Below are 17,203 nucleotides of genomic sequence, written 5' to 3' on the forward strand. Positions count from 1 at the left end.
GACAGACCGCAATCGCAGGCCCGCGCCCCCATTGAATCTGCGCTACTGGTTGGACGCGTCCGCCGCCTTGATCAGATCAGCCCCAATTTCCCCTTCGAACTTCTGCCACACCGGGCGCATGGCTTCGCGCCATAGCTGGCGTTGGTCCGGGGTCAGTTCGATGATTTCGCTGGTCTTGGCATCGATGATCTTCTGCTTGGCCGATTGGTTCAGCGCTTCAGCCTGCTTGTTCACCTCGACGGTGACCTCGACCATGATCTGCTCCAGAGTGCTGCGGATATCCGGTGGCAGGCCGTTCCAGAACGTGGCGTTGGTGATCACCATGTAGTCGATCAGACCATGGTTGGACTCGGTGAAGTATTTCTGCACCTCGTTGACCTTCTGGCTTTCATAGTTCGACCAGGTGTTCTCGGTGCCATTCACTGTGCCGGTCTGCAGGCCTTGATAGACCTCGGCAAAGCTCATCTTGCGCGGGTTGGCGCGGATGGCCTTGAACTGTTCTTCAAGCACGCTGGAGGCCTGTACGCGGAACTTCAGGCCTCGGGCGTCCTTGGGTTCATGCAGCGCCTTGTTCGACGAGAGCTGCTTGAGGCCGTTGTGCCAATAGGCCAGGCCGAGGATGTTCTTGTCCTGCATCGCCGTCAGCAATGCCTTGCCCTGGGCCGCCTGGAAACGGTCGACAGCGGCCAGGTCGTTGAACAGGAACGGCAGGTCGTAGATCTGCACTTGCTGGGTGTATTGCTCGAACTTGGCCAGGGACGGTGCCAGCATCTGCACATCGCCCAACAACAGCGCTTCCATTTCCTTGCCATCGCCGAACAACGACGAGTTCGGGTACACCTCGACCTTTACCCTGCCGGGCAGGCGCTCTTGCGCGAGCTTCTTGAACAGCAGCGCGCCCTGCCCCTTGGGGGTGTTTTCGGCGACCACGTGGGCGAACTTGATGACAATCGGGTCCGCCGCCTGGGCCAGGCCCGCGGCGAACAAGGTGGCGGCGCACAGCAGCGCCCGAGAAAGCTTGAGCATGGGAAATCACCTTCTTATTGTTGTGTTGTAGGGCAAGGTGCCTGATGTCACGCGTGTAGTGAATTTCGATTTTTTGATACCTGCGTTCGGCCTGGACGAACGCTAAAGCAGAGCCGCCAACAGCCGTTGCGCCCGCAACAACACCGGCGCATCCACCATCTGCCCATCGATCTGATAGGCGCCTGCCCCATGGGCACCGGCATCCACCACACGCCGGGCCCAGGCCAAATCTTCGGCGCTTGGCGCCAATGCCTGGTGAATCACCGCCACCTGTTTGGGATGGATACACAGTGCGCCGGCAAACCCCATCTCATAGGCATGCCGGATCGAGCGGCGCAGGCCTTCAGGATCGTCGATGGCCGAGTGCACGCCATCCAGCGGTGCAACCAGGCCCGCAGCGCGGGAATGCACAATCAGCGCCAGCCGCGCCTGGTCCAGGGCGAACTGGGCGGCAGGCGAATTACTGCTCAGGTTCAGGTCCAGCGCCAGATCCAGCCCGCCGAATGACAGGCGTTCCACCTGCGGTGCATGGGCGATCTCGGCCACTGCCAACAAACCACGCGCACTCTCGATAATCGGCCAAATGACTTTGCCGGTTGCCGCCACGACGGCGACCTGGGATGCGCTCTCGACCTTTGGCAACAGGACGCCCGCCACAGTCGGATGAGCCTTGCAGAAAGCCACATCCTCAAAATGCTCGGCATGTTCCGGCGCGTTGATACGCACCCACACCTGAGCGGCGGGGTTGGCCGTCAGAAACGCCCCCAGGTTTTCCCGCGCCTGACGCTTGAGCGGCTCTTCCACCGCATCCTCAAAATCCACGATCACTGCGTCGGCACCGCTGGCCAAGGCTTTGGAGAATCGCTCCGGTCGGCTACCGGGCACAAACAACGCCGAACGTACCAGTGGCTTGGGCATCTGTTGAATTCCTTATGGTTAGATAACGCCGCGCGCGCGCAGGCCGTCGATGGCATCTGTCGAGTAACCGAGCCCGTCGAGAATGCCCTGGCTGTGCTGGCCCAAGCCTGGAACACCGTCCATGCGCGGAGTGAAGGCGGCATTGCGGGCCGGCGGTAGCAGCGCCGGCAACGGACCGGCCGGGCTGTCGACTGCTCGCCAACTGTCACGCGCCTTGAGTTGCGGGTGATCCCACACGCCTTGCATATCGTTGACGCGGGCGCTGGCGATCTGCGCGCTTTCCAGGCGCTGGATCACCGCCTCGGCATCCAACTGCGCGAAGCTGTCGACAATGATCTGACGCAGCACTTCGCGGTTCGCCGAGCGCTTGAAGTTGGCGGAGAAACGCTCGTCGGTCGCCAATGCCGGGGTGAGCAGCACCTTGTCGCAGAACGCCGCCCATTCGCGCTCATTTTGCAGGCCGAGCATCACGGTACCGCCGTCACCGGTGGGAAACGGTCCGTAGGGATAGATCGTCGAATGCGCCGCCCCGGCACGCGGGGGTTGGGGTGCGCCGTCGAACGCGTAGTACATCGGGTAGCCCATCCATTCCACCAGGCTTTCCAGCATGCTGACGTCGATGCGGCTGCCCTTCCCCGTCTTGCCGCGCAGCAGCAGCGCCGAGAGGATGCCGCTGTAGGCATACATGCCCGCCGAGATGTCGGCGATGGAACAACCGGCCTTGGCCATCTGGTCTTCGCCAGGGCCGCCGGTGACGGAAAGAAAGCCGCCCTCGCTCTGGATCAGCAGGTCGTAGGCCTTCTTCTTTTCGTACGGGCCGCCTTCGCCGTAGCCGGAAATATCGCAGACGATCAGGCGCGGGAAGCGCTCGTGCAGCGCCTCGAACGACAGGCCCATGCGCGCGGCTGCGCCGGGTGCCAGGTTCTGCACCAGTACATCGGCGTCGGCCAGCAGTGTGTCGAGAATCGTACCGGCCTCCTCCTGCTTGAGGTCCAGGGTCAGGCTTTCCTTGGAACGGTTGGTCCACACGAAATGCGAGGCCAGGCCACGCACACGTTCATCGTAGCCACGGGCAAAGTCGCCGGCGCCGGGGCGCTCGACCTTGATCACGCGCGCGCCCAGGTCAGCCAATTGACGGGTGCAGAATGGCGCGGCAATCGCGTGTTCCAGGCTGACAACGGTGATGCCGTCCAGCGGTCTTGGGTTAGTCATGACGGTTCCTCAAAGCCAATCGGCCATGGATACGGCGTTGCGCAGGTCCCAGACTTTGTCGATCAGGGCATTGGCCTGGGCCGGTGTGCGGGCGTTGCTGAACTGGGTGAGGCGCTGGAATTTATCCGCCAGTTCCGCACGGCTCAGGGTGTTGCCCGGATCGCCCTTGGGTTCGTCGATAGCGCCGTGCAACGTGCGACCCTCCAGCGTGGTGACGGTGACACGGCCGAGCCAGCGCTGGGGGTAGGCGCCGTCGACTTCAGGGTCGAGGGTCATGCTGACTTTGTCGCGCAACGCCGCGACGGCTGGGTCAGTCAACGCCAGCTCATGGAACTCCGTAAGCCCGGCCTTGCCATGCACGGCGATCAGGCCCAGCACGGTGCCCATGGAGAACTTGGCCTGGTGCACAGAAGCAGGCACGGTCACGCGGCCCAACACATCGATGGCGCCTTGGTGCACGCGGGTTTCCACGCGGGCGATCTGTTCGGCGTGCAGACCTTCGCGCTGCATCAGGTCCAGCAGCGCATCGGCGGCAGGATGGGTATGGCGGCACGACGCATGAAACTTGAACGAGGTTTCCAGCAACGCCCAGCGGCTGCCGAGGTCGGCGGACAGTCTGGCAGGCTCGGCATCAGTGGACATGCCCGCCGCCAGCCCCTGGTCGCCCTCAAGAATATTGCGTGCACCGGTCAACCCGTCCGCCGTCAGGTACGCGGCGAGCAAGCCGTCCGCCGCCGCTTTCGCGGTGTGCAGCTGCTTGGAGTCGGCGGCATCACGCAGGAACTCCCATAACCCGGCAGCCTGGGTGCCCGCGCTGCCCAACAGGTTGATGAATTGTTCTTCGTTGAAATCCAGCAATTTGCCCACGGCAACGGCGGCGGCCAGCGTGCCGACGGTGGCAGTGGTGTGGAAGATGCGGTAATGGGACCGGCCCATGAATTCGCCGATGCGGATACCGGCTTCATAACCGGCCACCGACGCCAGCAGCAAGTCGCTGCCGGATTTGCCAAGGTCCTGGGCGGCCGCCAGTGCCGCCGGGAACACCACAGTCGCCGGGTGCAGGACGGAACTGTTGTGCAGGTCGTCCTGCTCCACCAGATGGGATGAAGCAGCGTTGACCAGCGCAGCGAAATACGCGCTGCTGCTGCCGCCATTGACGATCACCTGCGCCGGGCCGCTGCCGGGGCCCATCTTCTGCGCATAACGTTCGAACAACGGAATCGGGTGCGCCCCCTTGCTCGCCAGCGCCGAGGCCAGCCAGTCCAGGTACAGGTCTTCGGTGCGCGCCAGCACCTCTTCAGGCAGCTGCGCGACGTTCAGTTCGGCCAGGAACCGACACAAGGCTTGGGTATGGCTCATGGTCAGGCCCTCAGAAACTGCGTGGCAGTTCGAGCAGATGCTCGGCCACGTAGGACAGGATCAGGTTGGTGGAGATCGGTGCCACCTGGTACAGGCGCGTCTCGCGGAACTTGCGCTCCACGTCGTATTCGCAGGCAAAACCGAAACCGCCGTGGGTCTGCAGGCAGGCGTTGGCTGCTTCCCACGACGCCTTGGCCGCCAGGTACTTGGCCATGTTCGCGCTCGCGCCAGCCTGCTTGCCGCTGTCGTATTCCTCGCAGGCACGCCAGCGCATCAGGTCCGCGGCTTCGATCTCGATATGCGCTTCGGCAATCGGAAACTGCACGCCCTGGTTTTGCCCGATGGGCCGGCCAAACACCACGCGGTCGCGGGCATAGGCGCTGGCCTTTTCGATAAACCAGCGGCCATCACCGATGCATTCAGCGGCGATCAAGGTGCGCTCGGCGTTGAGGCCGTCGAGGATGTATTTGAAGCCCTTGCCCTCTTCGCCGATCAGACTGTCCAGGGGCAATTCCAGGTTGTCGAAAAACAGCTCGTTGGTTTCATGGTTGACCATATTGGCGATGGGCTGCACGGTCAGGCCGTTGCCGATGGCTTCGCGCAGGTCCACCAGGAAGATCGACATGCCTTCGGATTTTTTCTTCACCTCGGCCAGTGGCGTGGTGCGCGCCAGCAGGATCATCAGGTCGGAATGCTGCACCCGCGAGATCCACACCTTCTGGCCGTTGATCACGTATTTGTCGCCACGTTTGATCGCCGTGGTCTTGATCTTGGTGGTGTCGGTGCCGGTGGAGGGCTCGGTCACCCCCATGGATTGCAGGCGCAATTCGCCGCTGGCGAGCTTGGGCAGGTAGAAACGTTTCTGCGCTTCACTGCCGTGTCGCAACAGGGTGAACATGTTGTACATCTGGCCGTGCACAGTGCCGGAGTTGCCGCCGCAGCGGTTCACCTCTTCAAGGATCACGGACGCTTCAGCCAGGCCCAGGCCGGAGCCGCCGTATGCTTCAGGAATCATCGCCGACAGCCAGCCGGCGTCGGTCAGCGCCTTGACGAAGGCTTCGGGGAAGCCCTTTTCCTCGTCAATCCTGCGCCAGTACGCAGCATCGAATTCCGCGCACAAGGCGCGCACGCCTTCGCGGATCGCATTGAGTTCTTCATTGTCATTGGGGTTCATTACCGGCGCTCCGCCTGTTGTTCTTGGATTATTCGAAATGCACGCTTGCTTGCTGCGCCAGGCCCTCGACGTTGCCGGCCCACAGCTGTGCCACACCGGCTTCGATCACGCGGCCGCCCACTTCAAACGGCTGCGGCGCTATCAAAGGGCGCACGCCGCGATAGGCAAAACGACGCAAGGTTGCACCAGGGTTGGCGCGGCAGAACGCGCGCAGGCTCAGGGTGGCAATCAACGGACCATGCACCACCAGGCCTGAGTAGCCTTCGGTGCCGGTGACGTAGGGGTAGTCGTAGTGAATGCGGTGACCGTTGAAGGTCACGGCGCTGTAGCGAAACAGCAGGGTTGGCGTGGGGTCGACGGTTTCAGACCATCCGCCCTGCTCCAGCGCGTCACCACTGCCGGATTTGGGCGGCGTGGGCTCGCGATAGACGATGTCCTGTTCCTCGCGGATCGCCAGGCGGCCGTCCTGGGAATAGTCGTGGCGCACAGTGACAAACAGCAGCGAGCCGGTGCGACCGGTCTTTTCTTCCACCTGAACGATGGTCGACACGCGCGTCGCCGCCTCGCCCGCACGCAGCGCATGCAGGAACTCGATGCGCCCACCGGCCCACATGCGATTACGGTTATCGGCCGGCGGCAGAAAGCCGCCACGGGCCGGGTGGCCGTCAGTGCCCAGGGCAGTTTCCGGGAGCGGGTCCTGGAAGAAACACCACTGCCACAGCGACGGAATGTCCGCCCCATCCTCGGGAACGGCCTCGCCGAAGGTGGCGGCGATGCGCTTGAGCAGGTTATGGCTGAGGTGGTCGTGGGCGGTTTCGCTTCGGCCGATCCAATCGGTGGCGCTCATGGGGTGCAGGTCCTCGGGCAGTGAGTGTCTTCCCCGGATCATGCAAGCCTGCAGCCGTTCTGAGAATTTGCATTTCAATAAACCGGCGTTCGGTTATGCTGAACGCCGCCGTTCTGTCCCAGGAGTCACGCATGCACTTCGATCTGGCCGACCTGCGCCTGTTCATCCATATCGCCGAATCCCCCAGCCTGACCCAAGGCGCCAAGCGCGCGTTCCTCTCGCCGGCCGCCGCCAGCGCAAGGATCAAAGCCCTCGAAGGCCAGCTCGACACCCGCCTGTTGTACCGCGACAGCCGTGGCGTGGAGATCACCCCGGCCGGTGAACGCCTGCTGCACCATGCGCGGCTGATCATGCGTCAGGTGGATTACCTCAAAAGCGAATTCACCCAGTACGGCGTGGATTCAGCCGGGCATATCCGCATCTTCGCCAACACCACCGCGGTCACCGAATTCTTGCCCGAAGTACTGGCGGGCTTCCTATCAGAACGCCCCGGCGTGACCGTCGACCTCCAGGAACGCCTGTCCCGAGACATCGTGCGCGGCGTACTCGATGGCACCAGCGACATGGGCATCATCGCCGGGCCGGTGGAAGCTTCGGGGTTGCAGGTGCTGCATTTCAGCACGGATAAACTGGTGTTGATGGTGCCGGTCGGGCACCCGTTGGCGGGGCAAGCGTCAGTGACGCTGGAACAGACCCTCGCTTACCAGCACATCGGCCTGCACGAAGGCAGCACCTTGCTGAGCTTCTTGCGCGAGCATGTCGAGCGGCTGGGCAAGCATTTGTCGCTGCGTATCCAAGTGTCGAGTTTCGAGGCGATCTGTCGAATGGTCGAAGCCGGTGTGGGCATCGGCATCATTCCAGAGTCGGCCGCCGTGCGTCACAGCCGCACCATGCAATTGATCGCAGTGCAATTGGATGAACCCTGGGCGATTCGCGAGCGCAGCATCCTGGTGCGAGAGCTGGAGGCGTTGCCCGGCACCATTCGTGCGTTGATTGCCACGTTGATGCCGGACTCGGTCAATGCAGGCTGAGGTTGCGCTGGCGGGCGTCTTCCACTGTGATGTGGCTCAAACGTCCCTGGTCATCGAATAACAGCCAGCCATCGCCGGTGCGACGGATATTCACCTCGTAGCGCGGCCAATGCAGCACAGCACACACGTTGTCACTGCCACGATGGATAAAGTGCCAGCGGGTGTCGCGGTCACTGGCGATATAGCCAAATACCAACCAATCCGCGTCGACGACGATGCGCACCGGGTTGCTATCGAAGCACCCTTCATCACAGCCCGTCAGGCGATACCCCTTGCGGTTGCCGTCGACATCCAGGATCAGCACTGGCTCTTCGTCGTCGCTGTACCGGACCAGGTACTCAACGGTTTGATCGAGTGCACAGAACAACGCGTTGCTTTCCTCTGACTGCGGCGACGCCGGCTCACGCCCCGCCAACCGCCGCTCAGGCAGGCGATAATGCCAGCGCTCAAAACCTTCCAGGGGGCTATGGAGCCACAGGAACTCATTGCGTTCATCACCTTTGAGGGCGCGAACCGAGCCTGGCAAGTCGCTGACGTGCCACAGGGTTTCAAAGCCGCGATCCACGTCCACCACACGCAGTTGCCGGCCTTGGCCGAGGGTCCAGGTGCTGCCATCAAACTGATCGGCGAACACGTCAAGCACCTGCACGCCCAAGTCGGTCGCGGCACGATTGACCAAGTCCAACTTGCTGATGCGCCACACCGTGTCGCGCCGGGTCAGCACCAGCGCCATTTGCCGGCTGTGCGCCAAGACAATCCGCTGGGCCGGCACGGCGAAATGGAACAGCGGCGTGCCGCTGGCATCCGTCACCACTGCACCGACCTCGCCCAGTGCCACCAGATAACGCTCGTCATCCAGCGACACCGCATCGTATACCGAGCGGCTGCCCAGGACCGGGGCTGACCACTGCAATGCCTCGCCCGCGTGCTCCAGCGAGCGCACGGCGGGACGTTTGAGTGACTGGCCGGGCAAGTCCGCCTGCAAACATTTGTCCCGGCTCATTTTGACCAGCGACTGCAGTTGGTTGAAGTTGAGCCCCCCGCGCCCACTGAGCTGGTCGGCGAGCACCGCGTGCACGGTGGCACCGGCGAGCCAGGCCAGGGCCACGGTGTCGGACTTGTGCGCCAACATCGCGTGCGCCAGGGCATCCCGCTCGGCGCAACGGCTGGGATCGTCACGCAGTTGTTCGATCCAGGGTCCGTAAGCGTCCAGGGTTTGGGGCAGCAATATGGCACGTTTTACCAAGGCACCAATCGCCAGACGCCCACCGGCCGCTTCGGCATCGAGCAGCCATTGAGCGGCGCGCGGGCGCTCTTGCGGCAAGCTCCACACCACCTCAACGGCTTGCAACCACAGGCCCTTGGCGATCAGCGACTCGGCCCACTCCAGGCGTAAACGGTCGGCGATCTGCGGCTGCTTGGCGTGAAGCAACACCACCGCATCGGCAAACGCATCATCTCGACGCGCCACCAGCAAGGCGCGCTGCCAGTTCTCGGCCAGGCACAGCAGGCGCACGATGACCGCAGACGGCATGTCCCAGGCGAGAGCGAGGTCGGCGGCCTGCTGGTAGCGCGCGTGTTTTTCCAGATAATCGAGTGCTTCCTGGCGTTCCTTGAGCAGTTCAGCGAGTACGAATACCGCTTCTTCGATACGATTTTCGCGGGCCAGGCGCTCATAGGAGCGGCGGTAGATCTGGCGCAGGTGCTCGGTCAGCCCTTCCTCGAAGCGGTAGGTACGGTTGGGCCCGTGCTGTTGGCTAAGAGTCAGGTCCTCGCGGCGCTGCGGCGTACCGAAGTGCTGTTCACCATTCGATTGCTGGTCACCCAAGGGGATGGCATGGCGCAAAGCTTCGGCGAAATCGCCGTCCTCGAACATCTCCAGCATGCGCTGCATGTAAGCCGCCTGGCGCCTGCCGTACAGCCGGGACAGTTTTGAATGCTCGGTCAGGCGGGTCAGCCAGCGGCGCCAGGCCGCCGGCTTATGACGAGCCGGTTTGGCACGCTGGGGAATGCTTGGGTTGTCCGCGGCTTGCTGCACAGCGCCGATAGGCCGCGCACCTCGGCGCAGGCATTTGTTCAGCGCTACCAGCAAGGCGGTGAAAACAATGGCGCTCAGCAGCATGCCCAGGATCACGCCGCTGATGTCTTCGGTGGTTGTGGCAGACACTGGTGCCAGCGGCACGGATTGGCCTTGGGTGGCCATCCAGATCAACCCTGCAACCAGTGCCAGGGTGACGCCCAGTTTCAACGCCGGATAGGGTACGGGCTCCTCGTTGCCCCATTGGCGTGCAGCCTTGGGGAGCGGCGCTTTCGGTGCGGGTGATTGCCGCTCCAGCAAGGCCCGGATCACGCTCTCCTGCTCGGGGCTGACCGGCGCCAATCCGCCCAGGATCTCGCGTACATCGGTGATCACCGGTTCAGGCAGGGCCGGCACGACGGGCGCATGACAATCGAAGGTATCGAGCAAGGTGTAGGCGCTGATATCAAGCCACTGCCCAGGTTCCAGGGCCTGGGCATCGCGCAACTGCAAAGCGTGCACCTGGCTGCCGCGCACCAGCCACAGGTCGGCGGCCGGTAAAGCGCGCTGCTCCTCGTTGCTCAACTGCGCCGAACACAGACCACGGCCCTGACGCACCAGCGGCCAGCCGGCAAGGGTCTGGCAATCCAGCGCGACCGGCGTGCTGAACTGCACTAAATCGCCGTCGACAAAACGGTAGGCCGTCGCGCCCGTGCGCCAGTGATCCAGCATCAAGCGAGCTCGCTCCTGCAGCGCAAAACGCTCGGCGGGCAACCACATGCCGTCGATGGGTTGATGCCCGGTCAACAACGGCCGGCGGATCAACAGGGATTCTTGCTCAAGCATGGGCAGGCTCATGTTTCAGGTCACACATCACTTGCAAACGCATGGCGCGCTCGGCAACGTTGAACACCAGTAATTCCCGGGCGGTGGTCAGCACCGCCACCAGGCCGCTCATGGGGCAGAAACTCGCACGGGCAATCGGTGCCGTCGTGGTGAACAGCATCTGTTGTTGGCCCTCGGTGTACAGGCCAACGGTGTGCTGGTTCGGCCCCAGCAATACCAGCGAATAGCGTTCCTGCGCCGCCACCTGGTGATCCAGGCCGATGGCGCTCCAGCCGGGCGCCAAGTCGATCTGTACCTTTTTCGCGGGAAAACTGTCGTGGGTCACCAGGCGCCAACTCTGGCGGCCATCCTGGTGAGTGAGTAATGCGCAACCACCAAAGGCGTACTTCCAATGCGGGGTGCTGGCGAACAGTATCTGGCTCACACCGGCAGCCGCACCGACTGCATAACCGTGACTGCGGGCACCGGAAGACGTCGCGGGGTAAGCCACCAGTTGCCCACCCTCGATGCGGGCGTAGATCAACGATAAGGCGTCCAACTGCGCCAGCCCCATGACATTGTCCGTCACCGAGAAACATTCTCCCCTCGGCGCGTGGCCAGGCCGCTGCCAGTGAGCGAGCTGACCGTTTGTATCGAGTAAATACAGGCGCTCCGTCTGATCGCCGCGCAGCCACACCGCGGGCAGAAAGGTCGCGGTGCCCGGTGGCAGGTGCATTTCTTCGCGTGTCGGCTTGTTGACCGAAACGAGACTGGGGATGTTCCAGAAGGTCAGGATATTGCCATCACCGAGCACCGCACCGAGGCTGCGGTAGTTAAAGGTGGCCGCGAGCACGTGCTGATGTTTGCCCCACAGGCGACGTCGCACTTCGAGGTTTTTTTTCTGGTTCTTGTGCGGCAGCTTGATCACCACCATGCCGTGCTCATCGAGCAAACGCAGGGCGACATAGTTGCCGGAACCGGAGATGACCGGTGGCAGGGTCAATGCAACCCGCGCCACCCGGCCGGCAGCGCTCGGTGCCGGCGTGTGCACGGCATTATCGAACTGGCCCTTGAGCAAGCGCACGGCCTGCTGCTCCTCCGGCAGCGGCAGCGACACGCGCCGCGATTTCAAGGCGAACGTCAGGCTGCGCCCATCCAGGTTGCGCGTAATCTGCACGCGGTGGGTGCAGACCTTGGGGTCAGTGGGCGGCAAGCGCTGGCCGACCACCCAGCATTCTCCAACGGCGTGGTCGGCCAGCGCGTCACGCCAGGCCAGCCAATGGTCGTCGCTCACGACCTCGTAGGTGCGGGCGTCGAGCAGGCGCTTGAGCTGCGCCGATGAATCCAGCTCATGCAACTCGGGCGTGGCTTGCAAGATGCCCCAGCGCAATTGCGCCCCCGCCTCTGCGGCACGCCGCGCCAGCAGCATCAACAGCGCCAGGTGCACCAAGCGCGCTGCCCCCAGTTGCAAGGGGCCCGCATCGAACAGCACCACAATCAGACGGTTCGCTTCACGGGCACGGTAGTGCGGGGCGAGGAACATATGCTCACCGCCGACCGCCCGGCGCAGGAATTCGTCAGGCACTTCATCGGCCAGCAGCCATTCACTGGACAGCAGTCGCTCATAGGGGCCGCGCCGATGCAGGTCGCCCAGGCCATCGGGCTCCGGCACTCCGCCCTGGTGCAGGCCGCGCAGCGGTCCGAGCAGAGGGTTGAGTCGACCGAGCAGGTCGGCGAACAGGGGCAGGTGTTGCGGGGCAAACCACTCCAGCCACTGCCGCCAGGGTTGCAGCGCCTCAGGCAGTTGCATGGGTGCCTCTCCAATAGGCGGCGATACGTTGCAGATGCGCAGGCGACACGGCCAGCAGGCGGTCCAGCGGGATCACTGCCTGCGGGTCGTGCCACACCAGCAAGGGCGCGCGTTTGAAGCGAGCGGACAAGGCCTGTCCCAGCAGGTCCTGTGGCACCTGCGGTTCCCAACTGGTCGGCAGCCAGAGATGCGGTGCGTTGGTGCTGGGCGCAGCGTAAGCAACACCGTCGACCCAAGGCAGGTCAGCCATTACGCCCGTCACCACCAGTACATCACCATTGGCAGTGGCTTGCAGCCGCGCCGCATGGTCGGCCGCGAGCAGCGCCAGGCGTGCGTGCAGGCGCCGGGCAGCATCGCCCCAGGCCACGGCGGCCTGAGCCTCGGCGGGCACTGGCCGTGAACGCCAGGCCCAAGGCTGGGTCAGCGCACTCATTCGCTGGGGGTCAGCAATCGAGTGAGTTGTCCCCGCGCCTGCTGCAGAGGTTCGGGCAGGGTCTGGCTATTGAAATTGGCATCGATCTCGCGCAACAGGCCTTCGAGCACGCTACTGGCCGGCGGCTCGGCACGGGAGAGGTAGTCTTCGGCGGTTTCCAGCAGCCGATTCACACGTGACGTCGGCTGCAACGTGGCCTCTTCCACCGCGCTGAACAAATGGCTGTTGCTGGAGGCAGCAAACAGGTCGCGCAACACTTCGCGGCCGTGTTGCTGGGTAACCTGGGTCGGCAACACGTACAGCAGCGGCCACAAGTCGGCGTCGCTGGCTTCCAGGCGACCACTGAGCAATGCAGCGGCCGCGATCAAGCGCTGAGACTTGACGATGCGCCGGTCTGACAACTGGATGCCGGCTTCGCGCAAGCGGCGAATGGCTTGGGCCAGGGCTGGGCGCACAGCGGTCAGGTCGACATGTTTCAGGGCCTGGCCGAGCGTGTCCAGTTGCGCAAGGCCGAGCAACTGTTGCACCGGGCGCTGCTCCGACTGCCAGCCGCCGGCCAGCATGGCTTCCAATTGATTGTCCGGCACCGACTCGACAAACAGATGCAACAGGAAACGGTCGCCGAAGGCCGCCAACGCCTCATCATCCGGCAGGCCGTTGGCGGCGCCGACGCACACGCGCAGCGGGCATTGCACCTGGGTATGGCCACGACGGAAGCGGCGCTCGTTGAGTACGCCCAGCAAGGTGTTGAGGATCGCGGTAGAGCCCAGGAAGACTTCGTCGAGAAACACGATATCGGCTTCCGGCAGCATGCCGCTGACGTCGGTTTCCACCGTGCCTTCGCGCAGCTTTTTCAGGTCTACCGCGCCGAACAGTTCGGACGGCTCGGTGAAGCGTCCGAGCAGGTATTCGAAGTAACGCCCACCCATAGACTGCGCGACACGCCGCACCACCGCGCTTTTTGCAGTGCCGGGCGGCCCGATCACCAGGATGTGCTCCTGGGCCACAGCTGCCAGCACGATCAATTCGGCCAGTTGCTCGCGCCCGACCAAGCCTTCGGTAGCGGCACGCACGGCGTGGCGGATTTGCGCGGCAGCGCTCTGCAACTGAGCAATCATGGGTGTCTTCCCTGAAACCAAAGCGGAGAATCTTGCCTGAGGCTAAGGTATTAGCAAAGCGTTGTTACATACTCATATCAGGAGTCAGCCCATGCAGCTTGAAGGATCCTGCCATTGCGGCGCCGTGACGTTCAGCCTAACCAGTGCCCACCCCTACCCTTACCAGCGTTGCTACTGCTCGATCTGTCGCAAGACCCAGGGCGGTGGCGGCTATGCGATCAACCTGGCCGGCGATGCCCAGAGTTTGAAGGTGCGCGGGCGCAAACTGATTTCGATCTACCACGCCAGGCTCAAGCCCGAGGGTGCCCGCCGGGCCCATGCGAGCAGCGCTGAGCGGCATTTCTGTTCGCAATGCGGCAGCGCCTTGTGGTTGTTCAGCCCCGAGTGGCCGGCGTTGATCCACCCGTTTGCCTCGGCCATCGACACGCCATTGCCGGTGCCGCCGGAACATACGCACCTGATGCTGGGCTCGAAGGCGCCGTGGGTGGAAGTCACGTTGCGCCAAGGCGATCTGCAGTTCGATGAGTACCCCGAAGAGTCCATCGCCCAATGGCATGAGCGTAACGGCGTGACCCGTTAACAGTCTTTGACAGTTTCTCGACAAAGCTGCAAAAGACCGGCGAGCGCTGCGCCCCTAGCATGCGAGCATCCAAATCACCTGTCGGGTGCTCGTCATGCTTCGCACATTGCGCGGTCTTCCGTTGCTCGGTTGCCTGTTGGGCAGTATTGGCTGCCACGGGCAGTCACCTGCCCCTCCGTCAATTGCGAAGGGTGACTACAGCGCGATCATCCGTTACCTGCAAACCCGGATCCCACGGGACATGGCCCAGGACAACATCCCGGGCCTGTCGATAGCACTGGTCAACGGCCAGGAATTGATCTGGGCCCGCGGGTTCGGCATGGCCGACAAAGCCAAGGGCCTGCCTGTCACGCCAAACACTGCATTCCGGGCCGGCGCGATCTCCAAATTGCTCACGGCCAGCGCGGCCCTGCAACTGGTTGAAGAACAGCGACTGACGCTGGATGCCCCCCTGCAGCAGACCCTGCGCGAGTTCTATGTGCGCTCGCGCTTCCACGCCGACCAGCAGGCCGCCGACCGCGACATCACTTTGCGTCGCCTGCTGAGCCATCAGTCCGGCTTGCCCAGTGAACACCTGCGAGACCTGCGCAACAGCTACGCCATGGGGCAGATGCCGATGCGCCTGTCCGGTGTCTGGCTGAGCACACCGCCCGGCACGCAAGTGGCCTATTCCAACCTGGGTTATGCGCTGGTGGGCGCGGCGATCGAGCGCAGCAGCGGCAAGGAGTTTGAAGCCCAAATGCAACACAGCCTGCTCAAGCCGCTGGAGATGGATCGCGCGAGCTTTGTCGGGACCGCTGCCCAAGTAGGCTTTCGCGCCCTGGGCTATCAGGAAGGCGTCGCCAGCACCGATGCGCAACTGCGCGACATCGCCGCCGGCGGCTTGTGGGCCAGCCCCAAGGACCTCAGCCATTACGTGCAGATGCTATTTGCCAAGGGCCTCTACAAGGGCAAGCGGGTAATGGCAAGCCGCTCCATCGATGAAATGTTCACCCAGCAAAACACCGGCAATGCCCTGGACTTCGACTGCCAGATCGGCCTGGCGTGGTTTTTGGCGCCCTGTGGTGACGCGCCGGTCGGTCCTGGGGTGCGTACCTACCAGCACAGCGGCGGTGGCGATGATTTCGCCGCACAGCTGAGCCTGCTGCCGGACCATCAATTGGCAGTGATCATCATGGCCAACGACAGCAATGCCGAAGACCTGGTCGCCAGATTGGCCACTGACACCCTGCGCCTGATGCTTGAAGCGCAAACCGGCACGCCTGTGTGCAGCGACGACTGCCAGTCACCCCGCCATGGGCTCAAGCTGCGCCAAGTGCCGACAGCCATCGACCGTCAGCGCCTGGCCGGGTTTTACGCAACCGCCTGGGGCGTCTTCAGGATCAAGGATGATGAGCAGCGGCTGCGCGGCGAACTGGCGGGTTTCAACTTCTAACTGCTGCGTGACGATCAGGGCTGGCTGCGCGCGCAGAAGAAACTCTTCGGCTTCTGGCTCAAGGACCTCGGTGAACTGGGCCACGTACAACTCGACGTGATCACCGTGCAAGGCCGGCAGATGCTCACCGCGCGCAGCCACGGCCAACGCATCCCCATCGGTGAGCGCATCGACCCGCCGCCGCTGCCCATGGCCTGGGCCGACACGGTCGGCACCTATCAGGTGCTCAACAGCTTTGAGCCCGACGCGCCATTAAGCGGCATCAGCGTGCGCCTCGAAGAAGGCTTCCTGGTGATTCGCGGCCAACTGCATGACGAGCCGCTGACCGACTACATCCTGCTGCCCGTCGACAACGCCCACGCCGTACTGGCCGGGACCGGCTATGGCCTGGGCGACACCGTGAGCCGCCAGATCAATGGCCTGAGCGCTTCGGGCTACGCCTTCAAACGTACCCATCCACCCTTGAGTTTCTGACTGACATGAAAACCCTGATGAGCCCCAAAAACCTCTGCCTGTCCATGACTTCCCTGTGTTTACTCGCCGGAGCCAACAGCGCACTGGCCGAGGACTGGACCTACAGCCTCAACGCCGGTGTGGCCAACCTGCCCCGCTACAGCGGCAGCGATGAGCGCATGACTGCTCCCGTGCTCGGTGGTGCCATCGTCAGCCCTTGGGGGCTTTTTCTCGACACCGACAAAGGCCTGGGCTGGGGTTACGAAGGCAATGCCTTGAGCTTCGAGGCCTACGTCGGTGCCAGTGCTTCGCGCAAGGACAAAAACACGTCCATGCACCTCGGCACCAAGCGTCTCAAAGGCATGGGCGAGATCAAGTCACGCCCGCAACTGGGTGTGAGTGCCAGCTACAACCTGGGCGGCGTGATTGTTGGCGCCACCCTGGAACATGCGCTCAAGGAAGATGACCACAAGGACAGCGGCAAGGCGTTCACCCACGTGGAACTGAGCCTGGGCACCAACCTGTATGAAGGCCGTTTCGGCTCCCTCGACGCCAGCCTCAACAGCCATTTCGGGGACCGTGACTACTTGCAGACCTGGTACGGCGTGACCACCGGCCAAGCCGCACGCAGCCGCTTCAAAACCTACAAGGCGGGCGCGGGCAATATCAGTAATGGCATGAACCTGGTGTGGAGCCTGCCGATCAGCGAGGACACCCAGTTCTCGACCTTGCTGGATGTGCAGTACCTGGCGGATGAAGCCGGCAAGAGCCCGATCGTGGAGCGTCGGTTGCAGACGTCGGTGATGGGTGTGCTGGAATACAGCTTTTGAGGGGGAAGTCGGCATCAACGCTCAACCCCTGAGGAGTGAAATATCCCCTCACTGAGCAGAGGGGAACCGGAGGCCTGGCACTTGCGACGAATAGTCACTGCTGCATGTGGGAAAACACGCAGTCGCTATCGTCGT

13 protein-coding genes and 1 pseudogene are annotated in these 17,203 nt (G+C 63.3%); 4 read left to right on the top strand and 10 right to left on the bottom strand.

Annotated elements, in window-relative coordinates:
- Nucleotides 1–42: 42 nt before the first annotated feature.
- The 6 genes from AB4N92_RS27570 to AB4N92_RS27595 all read right to left on the bottom strand — a co-directional run bounded on the left by AB4N92_RS27570 (nt 43) and on the right by AB4N92_RS27595 (nt 6,536).
- A complete protein-coding gene (locus tag AB4N92_RS27570; protein ID WP_042572258.1) occupies nt 43–1,026 on the bottom strand; it encodes a TRAP transporter substrate-binding protein in 984 nt (327 codons plus the stop codon).
- 102 nt (nt 1,027–1,128) lie between these two features.
- Nucleotides 1,129–1,944 (bottom strand): HpcH/HpaI aldolase/citrate lyase family protein, encoded by an 816-nt coding sequence (locus tag AB4N92_RS27575; RefSeq protein ID WP_236267093.1) that lies wholly within the window; start codon nt 1,942–1,944, stop codon nt 1,129–1,131.
- An 18-nt stretch (nt 1,945–1,962) separates the two neighbouring features.
- Nucleotides 1,963–3,156, bottom strand: coding sequence for a CaiB/BaiF CoA transferase family protein (locus AB4N92_RS27580; RefSeq protein ID WP_010210090.1), 1,194 nt, complete (start codon nt 3,154–3,156; stop codon nt 1,963–1,965).
- Between the two features lie 9 nt (nt 3,157–3,165).
- The gene (locus AB4N92_RS27585; RefSeq protein WP_236267092.1) at nt 3,166–4,515 is read right to left on the bottom strand and encodes an MmgE/PrpD family protein; all 1,350 of its coding nucleotides are present in this window, start codon (nt 4,513–4,515) and stop codon (nt 3,166–3,168) included.
- A 10-nt stretch (nt 4,516–4,525) separates the two neighbouring features.
- Nucleotides 4,526–5,689, bottom strand: a complete 1,164-nt coding sequence (locus AB4N92_RS27590; RefSeq protein WP_021491545.1) for an acyl-CoA dehydrogenase family protein — start codon at nt 5,687–5,689, stop codon at nt 4,526–4,528.
- A gap of 28 nt (nt 5,690–5,717) precedes the next feature.
- The gene (locus tag AB4N92_RS27595) at nt 5,718–6,536 is read right to left on the bottom strand and encodes an HTD2 family dehydratase (protein WP_021491546.1); all 819 of its coding nucleotides are present in this window, start codon (nt 6,534–6,536) and stop codon (nt 5,718–5,720) included.
- Between the two features lie 131 nt (nt 6,537–6,667).
- On the opposite strand from AB4N92_RS27595, the gene AB4N92_RS27600 reads away from it, so the two are divergent.
- Entirely contained in the window at nt 6,668–7,567 is a 900-nt protein-coding gene (locus tag AB4N92_RS27600; RefSeq protein ID WP_047541718.1) for a LysR family transcriptional regulator, read from the top strand.
- Here AB4N92_RS27600 and AB4N92_RS27605 read toward each other — a convergent pair.
- The 4 genes from AB4N92_RS27605 to AB4N92_RS27620 are packed head-to-tail and all read right to left on the bottom strand — an operon-like array spanning nt 7,554 to nt 13,770.
- Entirely contained in the window at nt 7,554–10,430 is a 2,877-nt protein-coding gene (locus AB4N92_RS27605) for a bpX6 domain-containing protein (RefSeq protein ID WP_236267091.1), read from the bottom strand. The two genes, AB4N92_RS27600 and AB4N92_RS27605, sit on opposite strands and share 14 nt — an antisense overlap.
- Complete coding sequence (locus tag AB4N92_RS27610) at nt 10,423–12,219, bottom strand: hypothetical protein (protein WP_047541714.1); 1,797 nt, start codon at nt 12,217–12,219, stop codon at nt 10,423–10,425. Before AB4N92_RS27610 ends, AB4N92_RS27605 begins: the two co-directional genes overlap by 8 nt.
- The gene (locus AB4N92_RS27615; RefSeq protein WP_047541713.1) at nt 12,206–12,652 is read right to left on the bottom strand and encodes a bpX5 domain-containing protein; all 447 of its coding nucleotides are present in this window, start codon (nt 12,650–12,652) and stop codon (nt 12,206–12,208) included. The genes AB4N92_RS27610 and AB4N92_RS27615 overlap by 14 nt, the downstream gene beginning before the upstream one ends.
- A complete protein-coding gene (locus tag AB4N92_RS27620) occupies nt 12,649–13,770 on the bottom strand; it encodes an AAA family ATPase (protein ID WP_106119151.1) in 1,122 nt (373 codons plus the stop codon). The genes AB4N92_RS27615 and AB4N92_RS27620 overlap by 4 nt, the downstream gene beginning before the upstream one ends.
- 91 nt (nt 13,771–13,861) lie before the next feature.
- Between AB4N92_RS27620 and AB4N92_RS27625 the strand changes: the two genes are divergently transcribed.
- The 3 genes and pseudogenes from AB4N92_RS27625 to AB4N92_RS27635 all read left to right on the top strand — a co-directional run bounded on the left by AB4N92_RS27625 (nt 13,862) and on the right by AB4N92_RS27635 (nt 17,068).
- The gene (locus AB4N92_RS27625; RefSeq protein WP_236267089.1) at nt 13,862–14,350 is read left to right on the top strand and encodes a GFA family protein; all 489 of its coding nucleotides are present in this window, start codon (nt 13,862–13,864) and stop codon (nt 14,348–14,350) included.
- A gap of 94 nt (nt 14,351–14,444) precedes the next feature.
- Nucleotides 14,445–16,259: pseudogene (locus tag AB4N92_RS27630) on the top strand (serine hydrolase domain-containing protein).
- Nucleotides 16,260–16,276: 17 nt separating this feature from the next.
- The gene (locus AB4N92_RS27635; RefSeq protein ID WP_080662767.1) at nt 16,277–17,068 is read left to right on the top strand and encodes a MipA/OmpV family protein; all 792 of its coding nucleotides are present in this window, start codon (nt 16,277–16,279) and stop codon (nt 17,066–17,068) included.
- The last annotated feature ends 135 nt before the right edge of the window (nt 17,069–17,203 follow it).

The organism is Pseudomonas sp. S3_A09 (genome assembly GCF_054668065.1).